The organism is Phytopseudomonas dryadis (assembly GCF_004327355.1).
Classification (GTDB): Bacteria; Pseudomonadota; Gammaproteobacteria; order Pseudomonadales; family Pseudomonadaceae; genus Aquipseudomonas; species Aquipseudomonas dryadis.
On record NZ_QJUM01000015.1, the window covers coordinates 113,510 to 133,282 of the forward strand.

Sequence of the window (19,773 nt, forward strand, 5' to 3'; positions counted from 1 at the left end):
GTCACGGCCACCAACCGACCGCGGGTTCTCGGCAAACCCTCGTCCCGTCCTGCAGCCCGTAGCCTGGGTCGAGCGCAGCGATACCCAGGGCGCGACCTCCCGGGTGTCGCTGCGCTCGACTCGGGCTACGACGCTGGGTTTCCACAGCTAGCGGGGCGTTTCGGGGCTGCCGGTGCCGGGCGCATTGCGCTGGCCCTGTTCCACCACCCAGTCGATCAACTGGCGCGCGATCTGGTCGTTGGCCACGCCAAACGTCTTCACCACGGCGCCCACCGAGGTATCGCCGGCGATCTGGCGCACCTCGAAGCGGCGGCTGGCGAGTATCCGCTGGTTGCCGGCCTGCACCAGGCGCGCGTCGAGCAGGATGTGCACTTCCGGGCGGCCGTTGCGGTACTCGCTCTGGAAGGCACGCAGGTCGCTGCTCAGTTCCAGATCGGCCTGCATGCGGCCATCATCGCTACTCACCGCGCCGACCCGGCCATCGTCGAGGAACGCGCCGATCAGGCGGTCGCGAAACAGCGCCGGCGCCCGGTCGCTCCAGCGCGCGCCCTGGTAGGCGCTGATCAGGTCGCCTTCGGGCAGCACGGCGATGCGTGGGCTGTCGAGCAACTGGCTGCTCTGCGGCCTGTTCACCCGTAGCGACCAGTCCACGCCGGGCGTATCGGCCGAGCGCACCGGCAGGTTCGTCGGCAGCAGGTAGACATTCAGGGGTTCACCCCTGGGCAGAACCGAACAGGCGCCGAGCAGGCTGAGCAGCAGCATGAGGCCGATGGGAGCGAGGCGTTTCATGGTTGGAACTCCTTGATGCTGTCGCTACGCAGCAGGTAGCCGGCGGGGTCTTCCTCCAGGCGTCGCGAGAACGAGCGCAGCGAACCGAGGGTGTCGCGCAGTTCGTTGATCGCCGGGCCCAGTTCGCCGATGCCCTGCATGCCGCCCTCGAGCGCGGCGCGGTTGTCCTGCAGCAGGCGTTCGATATTGCTGCTGCTGCGCTCCAGCGAGCTCATCAGGCGTTCGGCGCTGTCGAAGGCTTCGCGACCCTGGCCCTCGAACAACTGGTTGGCGTTGTGCATCAGCGTCGCTGCCTCGCGCCCGGCGGCGCTCATCTGCGCCAGGGCCTCGCGCAGTTCGTCACGCTGTTCGGCAACGCTGGCGGTGATCTGCTCGAGGTTGCGCAGCGTCTGGGCGACGTTCTGCGAATTCTCGCGGGAGAACATGGCGTTGGCGCGGTTGAGCAGGCGGGTGACGCTGACCATGAGATCCTCGCCGTTGGCCATCAGCCGCGACAGCGGCGAGCGGTCGGCGACGATGATCGGCAGGTCGCCTTTGCTGCTCTTGAGCAGCGGACTCTCCGGGGTGCCGCCATGCAACTGGATGACCGCGCCACCGGTGATGTTGGTGATGGTCAGGCGCGCGCGGGTATCTTCCTTGATCGGTGTGGCGCTGGCGATGCGGATGGTCGCATGCACCTTGCGCGGGTCGTTGCGGTCGAGCGTCAGGCTGGTCACGTCACCCACCTTGATGCCGCTGTACTGCACCGCGCTGCCCTGGGACAGGCCACTGACCGCTTCGGTGAAGATCACCTCGTAGTGGTTGAATTCATTGTCGGCGCTGGACTTGCCCAGCCACAGGGCGAACAGCAGGATGGCGCTGACGATCACCACGGTGAACAGGCCGATCAGCACGTGATGGGCACGCGGTTCCATTCATATACTCCCTAGGGTCTGTTGACGTTGCTGTACGCCAGTGGCGGCCTGTTCGGCCGCGCGTCCGCGCGGGCCATGAAAATAATCGCGAATCCAAGGGTCGTCGGTGGCGGCGACCACCTCCAGGCGGTCGGCGACCAGTACCCGTTTCTGCGACAGCACCGCGACCCGATCACACAGGGTGTACAGCGTATCCAGGTCGTGGGTGACCAGGAACACGCTGAGACCGAGGGCATCGCGCAGGGTGCGGATCAGTTGGTCGAAGGCGGCGGCGCCGATGGGGTCGAGTCCGGCGGTGGGCTCGTCGAGGAACAGGATGTCCGGCTCCAGCGCCAGCGCCCGGGCCAGGGCCGCGCGCTTGACCATGCCGCCGGAGAGTTCGGTCGGGTACTTGTCGCCGGCATGGCTCGGCAGGCCGACCAGCGCCACCTTGACCTCGGCCAGGCGTTCGGCCGAGGCCCGGCTGAGGCCGGCATGTTCGATCAGCGGCAGGGCGATGTTCTCCAGCACCGTCAGCGAGGAGAACAGTGCGCCGCGCTGGTAGAGCACGCCGAAGCGCCGTTCCATCCGCGAGCGCCGCTCGGCCGGCAGCTCCAGCAATTGCTCGCCGAACACCTTGACCGTGCCGGCGTTGGCCTGGCGCAGGCCGACGATGGTGCGCAGCAATACCGACTTGCCGGTGCCCGACCCGCCGACCACCCCGAGCACTTCGCCGCGGTACAGGTCGAGATTCAGGTGCTGGTGCACCACTTGCTGGCCGAAGCGATTGGTCAGGTCGCGTACCTCGATGATCGCTTCGCCCGTCACCAGCCCATCTCCATCAGGAACAGCGCGGCGACGGCATCCACCAGAATCACCACGAAAATCGACTGCACCACGCTGGAGGTGGTGCGCTCGCCCACCGAGCGCGCGCTGCCGGTGACCTTGAAGCCTTCCAGGCAGCCGATCACCGCGATCAGGAAGGCGAAGATCGGCGCCTTGAGCATGCCCACCAGAAAATGGTTGATGGGAATGTTCTCCTGGAAGATGGAGAGGAACATGGCCGGCGAGATATCCAGCGCCACCATGCACACCATGGCGCCGCCAGTGATGCCGCTGAGCATGGCGATGAAGGTCAGCAGCGGCAGAGCGATGAGCATGGCGAACACCCGGGGCAGCACCAGCAGTTCCATGGGGCTGAGGCCGAGGGTGCGGATCGCGTCGATTTCCTCGTTGGCTTTCATCGAGCCGATCTGCGCGGTAAAGGCGCTGGCGGTGCGGCCGGCCATGAGGATGGCGGTCAGCAGCACGCCGAATTCGCGGAGGAAGGAGAAGGCCACCAGGTCGACGGTGTAGATGGTCGCACCGAAGTCGGCGAGGATGGTCGCGCCGAGAAAGGCCACCACCGCGCCGACCAGAAAGGTCAGCAGGGCGACGATGGGCACGGCGTTGAGACCGGTCTGTTCGAGATGGGACACCAGTGAGGTCATGCGCCAGCGGCGCGGATGCAGCAGCACCACGAACATGCTGCTCAGGGTCATGCCGACGAAACCCAGCAGCGCTCCGGCCTTGTGCCCGATGCCTTCCACCACTTCGCCGACGTGGCCGAAGAACTCGCGATGGGTGGAGTGGCTCGGGTGAGGCGGCGGCTCCGCCGCCTGCTGCATGGCCGTGCCGACGGTCTGCAGCAGGGCACGACGCTCGTCGCTGAGGTCGGCGGCTCCCGCTGCCAGCTCGGCTACCCGGGCGGCGCCAAGCAGCGCCACCAGCAGGCTGGCTCCGGCGGTATCCAGTGCGCCGAGTTCGCTGAGGTCGACCTGGGCGTCGGCGCCCAGGCGTGTACGCATTGCGTCGACCTGAGATTCGAGCCTGGCGTAGTGGGCGAGCGTCCAGTCGCCGCCGACGCGAATGCCGGCGGCAGCCGCATGATCGGACGGGGGCAGGGTGATATAGGGCGCGGTCGTCATGGCCGACAGCTTACCGCTCAAACGCCCGTATGGAATAGCCGTGAGGCTTCTGCAATGGCCTGTTGCGCGTCGGCGCACGGTTTTTGTCTTGAGTGTGACGGAGAGTGAGGGCGTGTCGCTGCATGGGGCTGGCGTACCTGTATGGCGTTATGTATCGACCCTCGTCGGTGCCGATCGGCTCGGATAAATCGTTACAGACGATGAGTGTCATCGCAAAGTCGTGTGGTTTCGCCGGTGGCGGTTGCTTAGCATGTCGGTCATCGCCATTGCTTTCAGGAGTTCCCATGCATATCGACGAAGCCATCCGCAGCCGCCGCGCGGTGAAAAGCTACGATCCGGCCTTCACCCTCAGCGCCGAGGAGAAGAACGAGTTGCTGCAACTGGCACTGCTCGCGCCATCCGCCTTCAACCTGCAGCACGTACGTCTGGTCGAGGTCAGCGATCCGGCGCTGCGCCAGCAGATCCGCGAAGTCGGCTGGGGCCAGGCGCAGATGACCGACGCCTCGATGCTGGTGGTGATCTGCGCCCAGCTCGACAGCTGGGAACGAAATGTAAACCGGGTCTGGGACGGAGCGCCAGTGGAAGTGCAGAAGTACATGGCCGGCGCCATCGACGCCTACTACCGCGACAAGCCACAGGTACAGCGTGACGAGACCATGCGCAGCTGCGGCCTGATGGCGCAGACGCTGATGCTGGCGGCGCGTGGCAAGGGACTGGACTCCTGCCCCATGGACGGTTTCGATTTCGACGCCGTTGGCAAACTGATCAACCTGCCGGCCAACCATGTGATCGGTCTGATGGTCGCCGTCGGCAAGAAGACCGTCGACGCCAAGCCGCGTATCGGCAAGCTGCCCTTCGACGAAGTGGTGATCCGCGACCGTTTCTGAGTCGCTCGTTTGCCCTGAGGAGAGCGGCAGGCCCCTGAGGAGCCCCTCTCCCCAGCCCTCTCCCGGAGGGAGAGGGAGCCGATTCGGGGTGGGGCCGGAGCTTGTCGGGTCTTCCTCGCCAGCCTGGTCCTGGCAGGGCCTGTTTTGCTCCCCTCGCCCTCCGGGAGGGGGGCGGGGGAGAGGGCCCGGTGTGCACGCGGATTCCCAGCCGCCCAGCGAACCGCCGGCAATCAGCAGGAACCTAGCTGTCGGCACTGGCCTCCAACGGACAGACCGTCAACAGCGAGGAATACCATGCAGGTTCAAGTGAACAGCAATCACATCGAAGGCAGCGTCCGTCTCCATGAGTGGGTTGGCGCTACGGTGGTGGGGCGGTTGGAGCGCTTCGAGGACTTCCTGTCGCGGGTGGAGGTCCATGTCAGCGATGAGAACGGCAGCAAGGGCGGCGCCGATGACAAGCGCTGCCAGATCGAGGCGCGGCCCAAGGGGCATCAGCCGGTTTCGGTCACCCACAAGGCCGAGTCGCTTGAGCAGGCCGTGGAGGGCGCCGCCGAGAAGATGCTGCATGCGCTCGATCATCTGGTCGGCAAGCTCGGCGCCAAGGTGGTCGCCACCGGCCACCTCGAGAGCGAGCTCGCTGCCGAGCCCGTGGAAAATGCCGATGCCCTGCTGCAGGAGGACTTCCTCGACAAGCAGGAAGCGCGTGGCAAAGACTGACCTCGCCGCTCGGCTGCCTGCAGGCGGCCGAGCAGGCGTCAAGCAACGACGCGTCGCGCGGTAGGAGCCCAGGCCGCGGGACGACGTGATTGCAACCATCATGCAAAACCACTCACCCGCTACCCCAGGCCATGCGCCCAGTGGACGCCATGCCTGGGTGGCGAGCGACCCGCTGTATCAGACCACCAGGCCGCGACTGACCACGTCCGGTGCTTCGGTCTGGCGATAGGTGGCAATGGCTTCTGCGGCCAGGCGCGGGCTGACCTGGGTTTGAGTGGCGAGCGCCGGGGGCGTGACCTCCAACTGCGTACGCTGGCGAGCCAGGTTTTCCGGCGATAACGGGTTGAGGTAGTCCTGGCGCTGGTTCTGCAGGGTTTCGAGCCGTTGTTCGTCGAGTGCGCGCGCCGCCTCTTCCCGCTCCTGGCGCAACTGCAACTCGCCCTGTTGCAGGCGCTGTTCACGGGCCTCGCGCAATTGATCCTGACGGTTCTGCTCGATCTGCTGGCGTTGCTGCAGTCGCTCCTGCGCCTGCTCTTCGGCGCGCTCGGCCAGTAGCCCACTGGTGGAGGGTACGCGCTGCACCTGATCGGTCTGGCCGTTGTTGAGTCCGTTCAGTGGTCGACTGGTGTAGAAGGCGTTGTTCACGCTGTCGATGGAAAGGGGCATGGGGCCTCCCTCTTTTCGCTTCGAGAACCTCAAGTCTATGCCTGGCCACGTGGCTGTCTTAGGCGCATGTGTCATATCCGCAAGAACAGGATGGACTAGCACTTTCTACGCCGGCCACTGTCGTGTGCGCTTCCGTGCAGCGCCTGTTTTGCCTGAAGCCCTTGCTATAGCGGCGTTGCAGCATGGCGCTGCAATCGAGGTCCTGTCGCCCGCCAAAACGGCTCCAGCGTTCAAGGCCGTCGCCGGCTTTTGCGAAAACACGACGAACGGTCCGTAACGGCGCGGGTTGGCGGGCGGCGCGGCCAGCCTTGGGAGCAAACGGCGAGGCACTATCGCCCTGACCTCCTACTATGAACATGAGGGATGTGATCGCCTCCGGCCTGAAGGCCACATCCGCATGAGCGCATAAGAAAGAGGACAGCACCATGCAGCCATTCAGCTTCGCCACCACGTCCCACCTTATCTGCGAGCCCGGCTCCGTACGCCGGCTTGCCTCCCTGTGCCAGGCGCGCGTTGCGCGTTCGGTGTTGCTGGTGACCGACAGCGGCATCCTGCGCTCGGGGCTGCTCGATGAGGTAAGGGCGGATTTTGCGCGCACTGGGCTGGCGCTGCATGTGTTCGATGGTGTGCTGGCCGACCCGCCAGCGTCCGTGGTGCTCGGTGCCGCAGGCATGGCGCGGGAGACGGCGGCCGAGCTGATCGTCGGCTTCGGCGGCGGCAGTTCGATGGATGTGGCCAAGCTGGTGGCACTGCTGGCCCATCCGGCTTGCACCCAGGCGCTGTCCGATCTCTACGGCGTGGACAAGGCCCAAGGCCCGCGGCTGCCGTTGCTGCAGGTGCCGACTACCGCGGGTACAGGGTCGGAGGTCACGCCGATCGCCGTGGTCACCACTGGCGAGTCGACCAAGACCGGTGTGGTGTCCGCGCTGCTGCTGCCCGACCTGGCGTTGCTCGACGCCGAGCTGACCCTGGGCTTGCCGGCTGCGGTCACCGCTGCCACCGGCATCGACGCGATGGTGCATGCCATCGAGGCTTACACCAGCGTACAGCGCAAGAACCCGATATCGGATCTGTTCGCCCGCGAGGCGTTGCGTCTGCTGGGCGCCAACCTCGACGAGGCGGTGCACAACGGCAGCAATCGCGACGCTCGTCAGGCCATGCTGCTCGGCGCTTGCCTGGCCGGCCAGGCCTTCGCCAATGCACCAGTGGCGGCGGTGCATGCCCTGGCCTATCCGCTGGGTGGGCATTTCCACATTCCCCACGGGTTGAGCAACGCGCTGGTATTGCCCCATGTGCTGGGTTTCAACGCATCGGTGGCGGCGCCCTGGTATGAGGAACTGGCGCCCGTGCTGCTCGGTGACCGGCTGCGGGCCGGTGATGCGACCGACCATACGGAGCAGTTCATCGTCGAACTGGCCGACCTCAGCGAACGCAGCGGTCTGCCGACACGGCTGCGTGAGGTGGGCGTGCCGCAGGACATGTTGCCGCGTCTGGCGGCCGATGCCATGCTGCAGGAGCGCCTGCTGGCGAACAATCCGCGTGAAATGACCCAGGCCCATGCGCTGGCGATCTACCAGGTCGCCTATTGAACCAAGAGCGCAGCGGCAGAATCGCTTGAAGCTTGGCCTTTATCCACGAGACGCCTTGAACATGCAGCATCCCGAGCACCTGCGCGAACACTATCGCCACTTCCAGCCGATCACCACGCGCTGGCACGACAACGACCTGTATGGGCACGTCAACAACGTCACCTACTACAGTTATTTCGATAGCGCGGTGAACGGCTATCTGATCGGGGAGGGCGGTCTGGATATCCACCATGGCGAGGTGGTGGGTTTCGTGGTCAGTTCCAGTTGCGACTACTTCGCCTCGATTGCCTTTCCCGAGCGCATAGAAATCGGCCTGAGGGTCGCCCGGCTGGGCAACAGTTCGGTGCAGTACGAACTGGCGGTATTCAAGGAAGGAGAGCAGCAGGCCTGTGCTGCCGGGCGCTTCGTGCACGTGTTCGTCGACCGGGCGAGCAACCGGCCGGTCGCGATACCGGAAAGGCTACGGCTGGCGATGGAGGCGTTGCGGGTATCCTGAAAGGCCAGGGGCGCTTAAAGCGCCCCTGGTCGTATATGACTAGGGTCTATTGACGTTTCAGCACGACCGCGCCGGAGCCCGTTTTGCCGCGAGGCAAGGGCCGCGCCCGCTCCCGGCGGGCTTGCGGCATTTCCCACATCCCTGTGGGTCACACAGCCGCGAAGTTTAGCGAGCTAAATGAGCCGGCGAGAAACGCCGCATCGCGACAAAACGGGCCCGGCCCTTCGGGTGGGGCCGCCTAGGTTGCGCGAAAAATCTCGCCATGCGTCGTTGGAGGACTTGGCAAGGGAACGCCATTCCCGGCGTCCTCCGCCTAGCGGATCGCCGCCCGGCCTGGCGAGATTTCTCGCGGCAACGCGGCTTGCGCTGAAACGTCAACAGACCCTAACGATGACGATGCTTGTGAGGGCGTTTGTAGTGTTTCTTGCCGTGGCGATGGCCATTGTCGCGATAGCGGGATTCATGGCGATTGCTGTCGGCCATTTCATTGGCTAGGGCACCACCGGCAGCGCCGCCCAGGCCGGCGCCAATGGTCGAGCCGGTACTGCCGCCGAACTGGTTGCCCAGCACCGAGCCAGCGGAAGCGCCCAGCCCGCCGCCCAGCGCGGCTTCGGTCTTGTTGCGTGAGCTGATGGCGCCACCGGCTGCACCGCCCAGGCCGGCGCCAATCGCGGCACCCGTGCTGCCGCCCAGATGTTGGCCGACGATATTGCCGAGCGCGCCACCGACACCGCTGCCAATGGCGGTCTTGGTGGTATCGGCGTTGACCAAGGGAGAAACCAGTGCACTGAAAGCCAGTGCGGTAAGGAATGTACGCATCGCGCAACCCTCGAAAAATACCCTTGCGGGCGTAGCCATGGCATCGCCATGGATCATGCGGTCGGCCGTACTGTGTCGGCGACACAAGCTTAGAGCCTGATCTGCAAGGAAATTCCCGAGAGGGGGGATTAAAGATACACGAATGAATGTATCTGGATGTGTGCGAGGTTGGGCTCGCCCAGTCGGTGCGCGGCCGGGCGCGTATCTAGAACAGCGAGCGGGAGGCCTTTATCGAGAACCAGGCCTCGCATTCGCTGTTATGGCCGGAATACACCGCGCACTCGTCGCCGTCGAGGCTGGAGTCCGAATAGGACAGGTTGAGGTCGATGCCTCTCCAGGGCCGTGACAGGTTCAGCGACCAGTCGTTGAAGACGCGTACCTGGCCGCCATTGCTCAAGGTCGCCGGGTTGTCCAGCAGGTGGTTGCCGTAACGCACGGTCACCGCCATGCCCAGGGGCTCGATGCGGCCGAGATCGGCCAGCAGGGTACTGTTGAGACGGTTGGGGTCGTTGCTGAACGACAGGCCGAAGCGCCGCTCGTCATAGGTCAGCCCGGCGTACAGGTCGTGGCTGTCGAGGTGGCTGAGGCCGGGGTGGCTGTAGCGGATGGTGCCCAGCTCGTAGCCGAGGGTGTCAGCGAAGCGCTGCCGATAGCCGGCATAGGTATTGAGTTCCGTGCGGCTGCCCGGGGTGATGCCCAGGCTGGGGGCCCACTGGCCGACGTACCAGCCACTGGGGTGGCTCAGGTCCAGGCCGCCATGAAAGGTGCCGTCACTCTGCGGCTTGACCAGCCCCTGGGCCATGCTACGGCTGGGTATGGTGCCCAAGTTCAAGGCGTAGTCACCCAGCTCCCGCTCCAGCAATGCCGCCTGGGCGCTCAGGCTCGCGAGGCCGAGCAGCAGCAACGCGATAAATGAATGGCGCATGGAATCCCCTCCCGGTGCCGGCGAGAAACACCCTGTCGCATCCGCCCGACTGAGGCGCTGCGCGGGTTTCGCACTGGCAATGCTCGAATGGCAGTGGCCCGAAAAGCCAGCATCGTGGCTTGGGCAATAAGAGTTGGCGCTTTTTTTTCGAAAGCTACCCGACTGCCGTAACGGCAAAGGGACATCACTGGCGACTTTTCACCACTCACCGGCATGAATCCGACGAAATGCAGCCATTATCAGTCCGCAGGAGCGTCGACCTGCGCGATAGGGCTTGGCCATCATACAAAATCGACCAGCAATCGCCGTAGAAGCGCATCTCCCCCGGCTCGGTAGTTGCCTGACCGTAGGAGCCCCGCCCCCGGGGCGATACGTTAGCGGCCATCCAGCAGAACCTGCGGCGCAGCCACCCTCCGCGGCGAGGTCGCAGCTCCTGCTTGGGCGCGGTAGTCGCCTGACCGTAGGAGCCCCGACCCCGGGGCGATACGATAGTGGCCATCCAGCAGAACCTGCGGTGCGGCCACCCTTCGCGGCGAGGTCGCAGCTCCTGCTCGGGCGCGGTAGTCGCCTGACCGTAGGAGCCCCGACCCCGGGGCGATACGTTAGCGGCCATCCAGCAGAACCTGCGGCGCGGCCACCCTCCGCTGCGAGGTCGCAGCTCCTGCTCGGGCTCGGTAGTTGCCTGACCGTAGGAGCCCCGACCCCGGGGCGATACGATAGTGGCCATCCAGCAGAACCTGCGGCGCGGCCACCCTTCGCTGCGAGGTCGCAGCTCTTGCTCGGGCGCGGTAGTCGCCTGACCGCAGGAGCCCCGACCCCGGGGCGATACGTTAGCGGCCATCCAGCAGAACCTGCGGCGCAGCCACCCTCCGCTGCGAGGTCGCAGCGCCTGCAGCGGTGTGTGGGCCTTTATCCCACCGACAGGATGCGCGCCGTTTCCTGGGCGGGGTGCAGGCGAATGGCGACGAACTTCGAGGTCGGCGTGTTGCTGCCCAGGCCCACGCTTTCCAGCGGTACCAGCGGGTTGGCCTCCGGGTAGTAGGCGGCGGCCTGGCCTGCGGGGATGTCGAACGCCAGGAGGGTGAAGCCGAAGACCTTGCGTTCCACGCCATCGTCCCACAGCGACGTCAGGTCGACCTTCTGCCCGGGCTTGTAGCCCAGGCGGGTGATGTCCGCTTCGTTGACGAACAACACCTGACGCTGTCCCTTGACCCCACGGTAACGGTCATCGAGGCCGTAGATGGTGGTGTTGTACTGATCGTGGGAGCGCATGGTCTGCAGGATCAGGTCCGGGGTCTGCCCGCTGTTGTGCACTTGTTCCGGGAGCAGGTCGGCGAGCAGGGCATTGGCCTTGAAATTGGCTTTGCCGGTAGTGGTCTTCCACTGGCGCGCGCCTGCCGAGTTGCCCAGGTAGAAGCCGCCCGGATGCTGTACGCGCTGGTTGAAGTCATGGAAGCCGGGAATGGTGTCGGCGATCAGTTCGCGAATGCGGCTGTAGTCGGCGATCATCGCGTCCCAGTCCACCGGGTGATTGCCCAGGGTGGCCTTGGCGATGCCGGCGATGATGGCCGGTTCCGAGCGCATCGCCTTCGACAGGGGTTCGAGCTGGCCGTAGGAGGCGTGGATCATGCTGAACGAGTCTTCCACGGTGACGGCTTGCGGGCCGCTCGCCTGGTGGTCGATGTCGGTACGCCCGAGGCACGGCAGGATCAAGGCATCGGTGCCGGTGGTCAGGTGGCTGCGGTTGAGCTTGGTGCTGATCTGCACGGTCAGCTCGCAGCTCTGCAGGGCCTGGTGCGTGCGCGGGCTGTCCGGCGTGGCCTGGGCGAAGTTGCCACCGAGGCCGATGAACACCTTGGCCTGGCCGTCGATCATCGCGTTGATGGCTTCCACGGTGTTGTGGCCATTGTCGCGCGGCACCTTGAACTGGAAGCGCTTCTCGAGATTGTCCAGCAGCGCGACCGGTGGGCGATCGTTGATGCCCATGGTGCGGTCACCCTGCACGTTGCTGTGGCCGCGCACCGGGCACAGGCCGGCGCCGGGACGGCCGAGGTTGCCGCGCAGCAACTGCAGGTTGACGATTTCCTGGATGGTCGCCACCGAGTGCAGATGCTGGGTGATGCCCATGGCCCAGCACATGATCACCTTGTTGGCGCGGCGATACATCCGGGCCGCCTGTTCGATGTCCTGCAGGCTGAGGCCGGACTGTTCGACCAGCGAGTCCCAGGAAGAGGCATCCAGGGTTGCCAGGTAGGCCTCCACACCGTCGGTGTGTTCGGCGATGAAGGCGTGGTCGAAGATGGCCTCTTCGCCCTTGGCCGCGGCCTCGCGTTCCCACTGCAGCAGGAACTTGGCGATACCGCGGATGGCCGCCATATCGCCGCCCAGGGCGGGACGGAAGAAGGCCGTGTTCAGCGGCTCGGAGCCATTGGTGAGCATTTCCATGGCGTGCTGCGGGTGCTGGAAACGCTCCAGGCCACGCTCTTTCAGCGGGTTGAAGGCGATCACCTGGGCGCCACGCTTCACCGCTTCGCGCAGGGGCTCGAGCATGCGCGGGTGGTTGGTGCCCGGGTTCTGGCCCAGGACGAAGATGGCATCGGCATGTTCGAAGTCGGCGAAGGTCACGCTGCCCTTGCCGATGCCAACGCTCTGGATCAGCGCCACGCCACTGGCTTCGTGGCACATGTTCGAGCAGTCCGGGAAGTTGTTGGTGCCGAAGGCGCGGACGAACAACTGGTACAGGTAGGCCGCTTCATTGCTGGCCCGTCCCGAGGTGTAGAACTCGGCCTGGTTGGGGCTGTCGAGGTTCTTCAGGTGCTTGGCGATCAGGGCGAAGGCGTCGTCCCAGGAGGTCGGCACATAGCGATCGGTGGTGGCGTCGTAGCGCATCGGCTCGGTCAGGCGGCCCTGGTACTCCAGCCAGTAGTCGCTCTGCTCGCGCAGTTGGCTGACGCTGTATCTGGCGAAGAACGCAGCGTCGACACGGCGTTTGGTGGCTTCCCAGTTGACCGCCTTGGCGCCGTTCTCGCAGAACTTGATGCGGCCGTCTTCCGGGGAGTCGCCCCAGGCGCAGCCCGGGCAGTCGAAGCCACCGTTCTGGTTGGTCTTGAGCAGGGCGCGCAGGTTCTTGAAGGGCTGTTTGCTGTCCAGCCAGAACTGGGTGACGCTGATCAGCGCGCCCCAACCGGCGGCAGCGCCTTTATAGGGTTTGTAACGCGGGTTAACGGGTTGCAGGCTCATGGTTATTCTTCTCTTGCAGGCGGCGCGGGACTGTAGACCCGGGGCGCGCTGTGGTGGGGCAGATGGATCAGGTTGAGGTTGTGCCGGCGGGCCCATTGCACGGTGAGCGCGGTCGGCGCGGAAAGGCTGACCAGGCTACCGACCCCGGCCCTCACCGCTTTGTGAATCAGCTCCAGACTGCAGCGGCTGGTCACCACGACGAAGCCGTGACGCAGGTCATGGGCCTCGCGCAGCAGCGCGCCGATCAGCTTGTCGAGAGCGTTGTGCCGGCCGATATCCTCGCGGCACAGGCGAATCTCGCCCCGCGCATCCACGTACAGCGCGGCATGCAGGGCGCCGCTCTGGCGGGCCAGGCTCTGAACCGTGCCGATGCGCTCGCGCAGGCCGATCAGGTGCGCGGCATCGGGTAGCGGGCCGCGCTGCAGGGTGGCCAGTTGCGGCAGGGCCTGGTCGAGGGCCTCGACGCCGCACAGGCCGCAGCCACTGGTGCCCGCCAGTTGCCGGCGCTGTTGTTTCATGGCCCAGAAGGCGCGACTGCTGATCTCGACCTCGGCATTGATCGCGGCGCCGACGCGTTGGGTACGAACGTCATAAATATCGTCGATGGAATCGACCAACGCACTGCTCAGGCTGAAGCCGAAGATGAAGTCTTCCACGGCGGAAGGGGAGACCATCATCACGGCATGGCTGATACCGTTGTAACTGATGGCCAGCGCGCACTCCTGTGCCAGCACCGCGCTGGCCTGGACGCTCGAGCGGCCGAGTTCCGCGTAGCCGTACGCTTCCGGCTGCGCAGTGGCGGCGGGGTCGGGTTCGGTGTCGGTAATTGGCGTCTCGGCTGGCCGGGGCACGGGCAGCTCCCCTGCGACTGATTGACACAGAGAAGCCTAGGCGGTCAAGGTTGATGCGTCTAATCGCTCTTGCCGATGCGCTGATCGAGCGTGTCTATCGCGGTGGCTGGAAGGCTCTATGACGCGCCCTGCAGCGGGGCGTCGGAAAGTGTTGCAATATTTCTGTCAGCGCTGTGGCCTGTCGCTGATCCAGATCGATGATGCGGTAGCCGGCCCAGCGTTGCTGGCCCTGTTCGCTCACGCGGCTCCAGAGGCAATCGCAGTGAGGCGGATCTCGCCGGCCGGCAGACCAGGCGGCATTCCACCAGGGCGTCGGCGGGGCAGCAGAGCATTCGGCGCTGTGGCCCAGGTCGCGCCCGCGGTGCCGTTCGAAGACCCGGCAGGACGGTGGTCTGCTGTCGGCTGTGCTGGCGACGGAGCTCCTCAAGTACGGCGGCTGGTAAAGCGCTGGAGTACGCGGTAGATGGCGGCGAAGGCGCGGTCGACCAGCGGCGCGGCGCGATCAGGGGGGAGTATCCGCACCAGCCCTTGCTCCATTTCCCGGGCCAATTGCACCAGCGGTTTGATGGTTGCACGCTGGCCGCCATGATCGACGAACAGGTAGTTGAGGGTGGTCGTGCTGTACCAGGACAGCTTCAGGGGCCGGGTCTGGCCGTCGGCACTGAATTCGAACCAGGTGCCGAATTCGATACGTCCCAGTTCCTTGGCCAGCAACTGTGCATGTGGCGTAAGCGAGCCGTTTTGCGGCGCCAGGACGGTGTCTTTCCCCGGCATGCTGCCAAGGGGACTGGGGGGCGGGTCCAGCTCGGCGGAGGCCAGCGGTTGGCGCGCCTGGACCGCGTCCTGGCAGGCCACCAGATCCTGCAGCAGGCGGCGGATGCCGTCGTCATGATAACCGCCGAGCAGCAGCAGGCCCTTGCGCAGTTCCTCGAGCATGCCTGCGCGCAAGCGTTGCAGGTGCGCATGCTGTTCCGCATCGAGCAAGGTGCCGCTCCAGGCCAGTCGCTCGGCCACGTCGCTGGCGCGCTGCCATTCGTCGCTGGCATCGCCATGGCGCAACTGGATGAACGCCAGTACATCGATCCAGGTCTGCTCGAGGAAGTGGCGGATGAGCGCCGGAGGCAGGTGCTGGTCCAGGCTGTGGGCGATCACCCGGGCCGCCGACTGACGCGCGGCGAGCAGTTTGTCACGGCCCTTGGCCGCATCCACGGCACGGCGTTCGCGCAGCTCGACTTTCTGCTGGACGGTGTGGGCGAACGCGTTGAACTCTGTCAGGAGGGCTTCGAACAACTGCAGGTCGCCGGCGAAGTCCCGTATGACCCGCTCCACCACCCCGTGCATCTTGGCCAGCAGGCCGTGTTCTTCCCCTTCATCGCCATACAGCGCACCCACCTGGGCCATGGCGTTGAGCAGCTTGCGGGCCGGATGCTGCGGCTGGGTGAACAGGGCCTTATCCTGCAGGGCGATTTTGAGGTAGGGCGTGTGCAGGTGTGACAGGGCGGTCTTGCAGCTATCCGGCAGGTCGTCGTCGTCGAGGATGAAGTCGAACAGCATGCCCACCAGGTCGACGACATCGGTTGCGCCCGCTTCCAGCTTGTGTGGCTGCGGCTCGTCGCGGAGCTCGGTCAGTTGCTGGTGCAGGTCGGCCTTGAGCCTGGCGACCTGTTGCGGTTTCTGCATGCGTTGCGCGAGTTCCTCGGCGGATTGGCGCTGCATGCGGTCAAGGGCTTCGAGCAGTGCCGAGGCGCTGTAGGTGCGCTTGGCGCTCGCAGGGCCAAAGCTGGCCATGCTCGGCGTACCGCCGAGCAGAAACGGGCTCGGTTGCTGTCGTCGATAGGCTTCGAGCAAGGCGTTGAGGCTGTCGAGCCACTGCGCCAGGTCGGCCGGAGGCGGCGCATCGAGATCCCGTGGCGCGTGACCGGTCGGCGCTGCGGCGGTGGGCTGGCGTCGAGCCGTTTCCGCCGCGGCGGAATCGCTGCGGGTGGCCGCTCGCGCCGGGGTGGCGTTGCGCGCTGCCGTGTATTTCAGCTCGGGCAGTACGCCGGCTTCTACCAGGCGCTGGTTGAGCGTGGCATAGACAGCGTCGAGGTCATGCATGACGTGCCGGTCGAACAGCATGTACAGGACGGTCTTGATGCGCAGCGGCAGCGGGCAGGGCGCCAGGGCGTGACGGAAGGCCTGGGCGATCATTCGCGGGCCGAACGGATTGCTGTCCTCGTCGAGCGGTTTACCATTGTTGAGCAGGGCCAGGCGTTGATCCAGAGCGAACAGGGCCTGGGCGCAGCGATCCTTGACCTGACTGACCATATTGGTGACTTGCAGGGTTTCTTCGTAGTCCTCGTTCTGCACCAGAGTCAGCTGTTCGGCATCCAGCTCGGGGAGCGCTGGGTGCGGCTCGAGCTTGCCATCGAGAAAGTCGGAGAAGGTCTGCGAGATCGCCTGGTGGTAGTGGCGTTCGATCTGTGGACGCAGCTTGCGAATACTGCGCATGTTGTCGAGGAACAGCGTCTGTACCTGATTGTTCTCCGCCTTTTCGGCGCATTCGAACAGGGTGTCGTCGACCTGGGCGAAGGCGCGCGTCAGGCTGGCGGCCAGACGGTTCAGCACCAGCTTGCGACAGCTTTGTCCCAGCTCGCTGAAGCGCGGTTGTATACCCCGGCTGGCGAGGGTCCGCGGGGCATTGGGAGGGCGCGGTGGCGTACCCTGATTACTCATCGATGATCCTGGGTAATGCTTGGCAACGGCCTGTCACGGCGTACAAGCGAGCGGGGAAGGTATAGCAGCCTGCCACTCTGCTGCAAAGCATTGTCATAAAAGCAATTTAAGGGGTTGACAGGGCGTTCTGGAAACGTAAAATGGCGCGCCTCTGATACGGGAAACGGCTCAGGCCGGAGCCAGTTGAAAGAGATAGAAAGAGCGTAGTTCCGCGATAGCTCAGTCGGTAGAGCAAATGACTGTTAATCATTGGGTCCCTGGTTCGAGTCCAGGTCGCGGAGCCAATCTTTCCTCGGGGTATAGCGCAGTCCGGTAGCGCGCCTGCTTTGGGAGCAGGATGTCAGGAGTTCGAATCCCCTTACCCCGACCATTTTCAGGGTCGTTAGCTCAGTTGGTAGAGCAGTTGGCTTTTAACCAATTGGTCGTAGGTTCGAATCCTACACGACCCACCATTATTTCAAGCTTGCTTGAGCAGAAAACCCGCCTGGAGCGGGTTTTCTGCTTTCTGGGGATCGGACGCTTCAAAGGCGGAAGCGGCCATTGAGCCGCAAGCTTCAAGCGAGGCAACCTGTAGGATGGGTGAAACCCATCAATCGCCGATGGGTTTCACCCATCCTACGAGAGTCTGCTTCCGCCTTGATGGCGCCAGGTGTATTGCCCGGCGCCCCCTCAGGATCAATGCAGCTTCAGGCGCGGGTCGGTGCTGCGGCCGATGCGGTCGCTGAGCATCAGCAGCAGGGTGCGGAAGCGGCCATACAGCGCCATCTGGTGCATGCGGTACAGCGATATATAGAACATGCGGGCGAGCCAGCCCTCCAGCTTCACGCTGCCCATCAGATTGCCCATCAGGTTGCCTACCGCGCTGAAGCTCGATAGGGAAATCAGCGAGCCGTAGTCCTTGTACCGATAGCTGGGCAGGGGCTGATTCTGCAGGCGCAGAGCGAGCGATCTGACCAGCAGCGATGCCTGCTGATGTGCCGCCTGGGCGCGCGGCGGTACGTTGCGCTCGCTGCCATCGCCGAGCGGGCAGGCGGCGCAGTCGCCGAAGGCGAAGATGTTCTCGTCACGCGTGCTCTGCAGGGTGGAGGTGACCACCAACTGGTTGATGCGGTTGCTTTCCAGTCCGTCCAGATCCTTGAGGAAGGCCGGAGCGCGGATGCCGGCCGCCCAGACCTTGAGGCTTGCCGGGATCTGTTCGCCATTGGCGGTCAGCAGGCCATCGGCGGTGACCTCTTTCACCGCGGCATTGGTCAGCACCGTGACGCCGAGTTCTTCCAGCGTTCTGTGCACCGGGGCGCTGATGCGTTCGGGCAGTGCGGGGAGCACGCGTGGCCCGGCCTCGATCAGGGTGATGCGCATGTTTTCGGGGCGGATGCTGTCCAGGCCATAGGCGGCCAGTTCATGGGCAGCATGGTGCAGTTCGGCCGCGAGTTCGACGCCGGTGGCGCCGGCGCCGACGATGGCGACGCTGATCTGGTCGTTGTCGCCCTTGCCGGCATGGGCGCGCAGGTAGTGGCTGAGCAACTGGCGGTGGAAGCGCTCGGCCTGTTCACGGGTGTCGAGGAACAGGCAGTGACGGGCCGCCCCTTCGGTGCCGAAATCATTGGTGGTACTGCCGACCGCGATCACCAGGGTGTCGTAGCCCAGCTCACGGGCGGGCACCAGTTCCCGGCCTTCTTCATCCAGCGTGGCGGCGAGCTGGATGGCCTTGCGTTCACGATCCAGCCCGCTCATGCGCCCGAGCTGGAACTCGAAGTGGTTCCATTTGGCCTGGGCGACGTAGTTCAACTCGTTCTCGGTGGAATTCAGCGAGCCGGCGGCCACTTCGTGCAGCAGGGGTTTCCAGATATGCGTCAGGTTGGCGTCGGCCAGGGTCACGCGGGCCTTGCCCCGCTTGCCCAGGGTTCTACCCAGGCGCGTAGCGAGTTCCAGGCCGCCGGCGCCGCCGCCGACGATTACGATTCGATGGGTCATGGAGTGTACTCACAAGGCTGAAAAATCGGAGATGGAGTCCGGGCGAGCGGCAGCTCATAGCACCAGGCGACTCAGGAGGCGGCTCAGCAGGCCGAGGCCGATGGTGACGGCGACGATGATCAAGAGCAGTCGCCAGACCTTGAAGGGCTGGCGCTCGACCTGATGCTGAGGGGCGCTCAGGTATTCATCGACTCGACGCTGATCGTCAGGGTTCAATCGGCTGGACATGGGAACCTCGCGGAATGCGCTCATTCTAGCAGGGCGTTGCCCGGGATGTACTGGAATGGGCCCATGGCGCTTGCGCCCGGCTTCACAGGCTGATCCCGACATCGAAGATCACGCTGCGTCCCAGGTTGCTGCGCAAGAAGTCCGGGGCGTCGGCATGGGCGAAAAGGATGCGGGCGAAGGTCGGGCCGACCAGCGACAGGGATCGCCAACCCTGGCGCAGGTACTCGGTCGGCGGCGGGAAGTGGCTGTTGAAGTCGGGCACGGCGCGCTTGAGGTTGACGTAGGCGAGCAGATCCAGCTCGCCCGGATCGAGGCCGCGTTCGCGGTAGTTGTGGGCCTTCTTGCGCAGGGTCGGCGCCAGGCGCGCCTGCAATTCGCTGGCGCCGATCCGCTGGGGTCTGGCCTCGCGGCGCACGAGCTGGCTCAGGGAGAAGGCGCTGCGCCGGCGTTCCAGTTCTGCGCGCCAGTCATCGTTGAGGCGCCGGCCCTCATCCAGCACGAAGAACACCTCGAAGCTGGCCTCGCGAAACAGCACGTCCGGTGGTTCCTGATCTGCGGCGCCGAATTCTTCCAGGCGATGGCCGACATTGAAGGCCTGCAGCAGGCGCTGGCAGACCCAGCGCTCGCGTTCCCACTTGCGCGCATTGGAAAGAAAGGCATTGGCCTGCTCCGCCTGGTGGGTGAGCAGGCGCAGATAATCTGAGTCATCCATGACGCCAGTCTAATCCGAGTGATGGCCTGCGGGTAACCGTGTGTGCACCGAGGCGAGCGCGCTCTTGTGGTGGTGACACCGGGTTTTTGCGCGATGGCTGCCATCGCATCGCGCCGAGGTCGACGCTCCTACCCGAATGATGGTTTGCCGCGAACCTGTAGGAGCCGCGACCCCGCGGCGATTGGTGGCCATGACGCGGTTTTGCGGGATGGCCACGATGGCATCGCGCCGAGGTCGACGCTCCTGCCCGAACGATGATTGGCCGCGAACCTGTAGGAGTCGCGACCCCGCGGCGATTGGTGGCC

The 19,773-nt window shown here is 65.1% G+C and carries 17 protein-coding genes and 3 tRNA genes; 7 read left to right on the forward strand and 13 right to left on the reverse strand.

What is annotated here, in order from left to right; translation table 11 throughout:
* Positions 1-147: 147 nt before the first annotated feature.
* From DNK34_RS14330 to DNK34_RS14345, 4 genes are read right to left on the reverse strand one after another with little or no spacing between them, the layout of a single operon-like run.
* Complete coding sequence (locus DNK34_RS14330; RefSeq protein WP_131175628.1) at positions 148-789, reverse strand: ABC-type transport auxiliary lipoprotein family protein; 642 nt, start codon at positions 787-789, stop codon at positions 148-150.
* On the reverse strand, positions 786-1,703 hold the full coding sequence (locus DNK34_RS14335; RefSeq protein ID WP_131175627.1) for an MlaD family protein: 918 nt from the start codon (positions 1,701-1,703) through the stop codon (positions 786-788). Before DNK34_RS14335 ends, DNK34_RS14330 begins: the two co-directional genes overlap by 4 nt.
* Positions 1,704-2,510 carry an ABC transporter ATP-binding protein gene (locus tag DNK34_RS14340; RefSeq protein WP_131175626.1) on the reverse strand — a complete coding sequence of 269 codons (807 nt, stop codon included), beginning with the start codon at positions 2,508-2,510 and terminating at the stop codon, positions 1,704-1,706.
* On the reverse strand, positions 2,507-3,649 hold the full coding sequence (locus DNK34_RS14345; protein ID WP_131175625.1) for an ABC transporter permease: 1,143 nt from the start codon (positions 3,647-3,649) through the stop codon (positions 2,507-2,509). Before DNK34_RS14345 ends, DNK34_RS14340 begins: the two co-directional genes overlap by 4 nt.
* Before the next feature lie 284 nt (positions 3,650-3,933).
* Between DNK34_RS14345 and DNK34_RS14350 the strand changes: the two genes are divergently transcribed.
* Both DNK34_RS14350 and DNK34_RS14355 read left to right on the forward strand, forming a co-directional pair.
* On the forward strand, positions 3,934-4,536 hold the full coding sequence (locus tag DNK34_RS14350) for a nitroreductase family protein (RefSeq protein ID WP_131175624.1): 603 nt from the start codon (positions 3,934-3,936) through the stop codon (positions 4,534-4,536).
* A gap of 294 nt (positions 4,537-4,830) precedes the next feature.
* Complete coding sequence (locus tag DNK34_RS14355) at positions 4,831-5,253, forward strand: HPF/RaiA family ribosome-associated protein (RefSeq protein ID WP_131175623.1); 423 nt, start codon at positions 4,831-4,833, stop codon at positions 5,251-5,253.
* 177 nt (positions 5,254-5,430) lie between these two features.
* On the opposite strand, the gene DNK34_RS14360 is transcribed toward DNK34_RS14355, so the two are convergent.
* Complete coding sequence (locus DNK34_RS14360; RefSeq protein ID WP_131175622.1) at positions 5,431-5,919, reverse strand: hypothetical protein; 489 nt, start codon at positions 5,917-5,919, stop codon at positions 5,431-5,433.
* 425 nt (positions 5,920-6,344) lie between these two features.
* On the opposite strand from DNK34_RS14360, the gene DNK34_RS14365 reads away from it, so the two are divergent.
* Positions 6,345-7,508, forward strand: coding sequence for an iron-containing alcohol dehydrogenase (locus tag DNK34_RS14365; RefSeq protein ID WP_131175621.1), 1,164 nt, complete (start codon positions 6,345-6,347; stop codon positions 7,506-7,508).
* A gap of 61 nt (positions 7,509-7,569) precedes the next feature.
* Entirely contained in the window at positions 7,570-8,004 is a 435-nt protein-coding gene (locus DNK34_RS14370; RefSeq protein ID WP_131175718.1) for an acyl-CoA thioesterase, read from the forward strand.
* A gap of 384 nt (positions 8,005-8,388) precedes the next feature.
* Here DNK34_RS14370 and DNK34_RS14375 read toward each other — a convergent pair whose 3' ends face one another.
* The 5 genes from DNK34_RS14375 to DNK34_RS14395 form a co-directional block, all read right to left on the reverse strand.
* Positions 8,389-8,823: a YMGG-like glycine zipper-containing protein gene (locus DNK34_RS14375; protein ID WP_131175620.1), complete on the reverse strand. Its 435-nt coding sequence runs from the start codon at positions 8,821-8,823 to the stop codon at positions 8,389-8,391.
* Positions 8,824-9,028: 205 nt separating this feature from the next.
* A complete protein-coding gene (locus DNK34_RS14380) occupies positions 9,029-9,748 on the reverse strand; it encodes a TorF family putative porin (protein ID WP_131175619.1) in 720 nt (239 codons plus the stop codon).
* A gap of 909 nt (positions 9,749-10,657) precedes the next feature.
* A complete protein-coding gene (locus DNK34_RS14385; protein ID WP_131175618.1) occupies positions 10,658-12,988 on the reverse strand; it encodes an FdhF/YdeP family oxidoreductase in 2,331 nt (776 codons plus the stop codon).
* 2 nt (positions 12,989-12,990) lie between these two features.
* Positions 12,991-13,839, reverse strand: a complete 849-nt coding sequence (gene fdhD, locus DNK34_RS14390; RefSeq protein ID WP_242675327.1) for a formate dehydrogenase accessory sulfurtransferase FdhD — start codon at positions 13,837-13,839, stop codon at positions 12,991-12,993.
* A 423-nt stretch (positions 13,840-14,262) separates the two neighbouring features.
* Positions 14,263-16,554, reverse strand: coding sequence for a DUF1631 domain-containing protein (locus DNK34_RS14395; RefSeq protein ID WP_131175617.1), 2,292 nt, complete (start codon positions 16,552-16,554; stop codon positions 14,263-14,265).
* Between the two features lie 208 nt (positions 16,555-16,762).
* On the opposite strand from DNK34_RS14395, the gene DNK34_RS14400 reads away from it, so the two are divergent.
* From DNK34_RS14400 to DNK34_RS14410, 3 genes are all read left to right on the forward strand, one after another.
* Positions 16,763-16,838: transfer RNA gene (locus DNK34_RS14400), tRNA-Asn, on the forward strand.
* 9 nt (positions 16,839-16,847) lie between these two features.
* Positions 16,848-16,924 (forward strand) — tRNA-Pro (locus DNK34_RS14405).
* Positions 16,925-16,930: 6 nt separating this feature from the next.
* A tRNA-Lys gene (locus DNK34_RS14410) sits at positions 16,931-17,006 on the forward strand.
* A 223-nt stretch (positions 17,007-17,229) separates the two neighbouring features.
* Here DNK34_RS14410 and DNK34_RS14415 read toward each other — a convergent pair.
* The 3 genes from DNK34_RS14415 to DNK34_RS14425 form a co-directional block, all read right to left on the reverse strand.
* The gene (locus DNK34_RS14415) at positions 17,230-18,528 is read right to left on the reverse strand and encodes an NAD(P)/FAD-dependent oxidoreductase (protein WP_131175616.1); all 1,299 of its coding nucleotides are present in this window, start codon (positions 18,526-18,528) and stop codon (positions 17,230-17,232) included.
* 54 nt (positions 18,529-18,582) lie between these two features.
* Entirely contained in the window at positions 18,583-18,756 is a 174-nt protein-coding gene (locus DNK34_RS14420; RefSeq protein ID WP_131175615.1) for a DUF3094 family protein, read from the reverse strand.
* Between the two features lie 82 nt (positions 18,757-18,838).
* Positions 18,839-19,468 (reverse strand): DUF1780 domain-containing protein, encoded by a 630-nt coding sequence (locus DNK34_RS14425; RefSeq protein WP_131175614.1) that lies wholly within the window; start codon positions 19,466-19,468, stop codon positions 18,839-18,841.
* Between the last annotated feature and the right edge of the window lie 305 nt (positions 19,469-19,773).

Excerpts from the sequence above, each read along its gene's own strand:
- DNK34_RS14330 (WP_131175628.1), bottom strand. The coding sequence starts at position 789 with ATGAAACGCCTCGCTCCCATCGGCCTCATGCTGCTGCTCAGCCTGCTC.
- DNK34_RS14335 (WP_131175627.1), bottom strand. The coding sequence starts at position 1,703 with ATGGAACCGCGTGCCCATCACGTGCTGATCGGCCTGTTCACCGTGGTG.
- DNK34_RS14345 (WP_131175625.1), bottom strand. The coding sequence starts at position 3,649 with ATGACGACCGCGCCCTATATCACCCTGCCCCCGTCCGATCATGCGGCT.
- DNK34_RS14350 (WP_131175624.1), top strand. The coding sequence starts at position 3,934 with ATGCATATCGACGAAGCCATCCGCAGCCGCCGCGCGGTGAAAAGCTAC.
- DNK34_RS14355 (WP_131175623.1), top strand. The coding sequence starts at position 4,831 with ATGCAGGTTCAAGTGAACAGCAATCACATCGAAGGCAGCGTCCGTCTC.
- DNK34_RS14360 (WP_131175622.1), bottom strand. The coding sequence starts at position 5,919 with ATGCCCCTTTCCATCGACAGCGTGAACAACGCCTTCTACACCAGTCGA.
- DNK34_RS14365 (WP_131175621.1), top strand. The coding sequence starts at position 6,345 with ATGCAGCCATTCAGCTTCGCCACCACGTCCCACCTTATCTGCGAGCCC.
- DNK34_RS14370 (WP_131175718.1), top strand. The coding sequence starts at position 7,570 with ATGCAGCATCCCGAGCACCTGCGCGAACACTATCGCCACTTCCAGCCG.
- DNK34_RS14375 (WP_131175620.1), bottom strand. The coding sequence starts at position 8,823 with ATGCGTACATTCCTTACCGCACTGGCTTTCAGTGCACTGGTTTCTCCC.
- DNK34_RS14380 (WP_131175619.1), bottom strand. The coding sequence starts at position 9,748 with ATGCGCCATTCATTTATCGCGTTGCTGCTGCTCGGCCTCGCGAGCCTG.
- DNK34_RS14385 (WP_131175618.1), bottom strand. The coding sequence starts at position 12,988 with ATGAGCCTGCAACCCGTTAACCCGCGTTACAAACCCTATAAAGGCGCT.
- DNK34_RS14395 (WP_131175617.1), bottom strand. The coding sequence starts at position 16,554 with ATGAGTAATCAGGGTACGCCACCGCGCCCTCCCAATGCCCCGCGGACC.
- DNK34_RS14415 (WP_131175616.1), bottom strand. The coding sequence starts at position 18,528 with ATGACCCATCGAATCGTAATCGTCGGCGGCGGCGCCGGCGGCCTGGAA.
- DNK34_RS14420 (WP_131175615.1), bottom strand. The coding sequence starts at position 18,756 with ATGTCCAGCCGATTGAACCCTGACGATCAGCGTCGAGTCGATGAATAC.
- DNK34_RS14425 (WP_131175614.1), bottom strand. The coding sequence starts at position 19,468 with ATGGATGACTCAGATTATCTGCGCCTGCTCACCCACCAGGCGGAGCAG.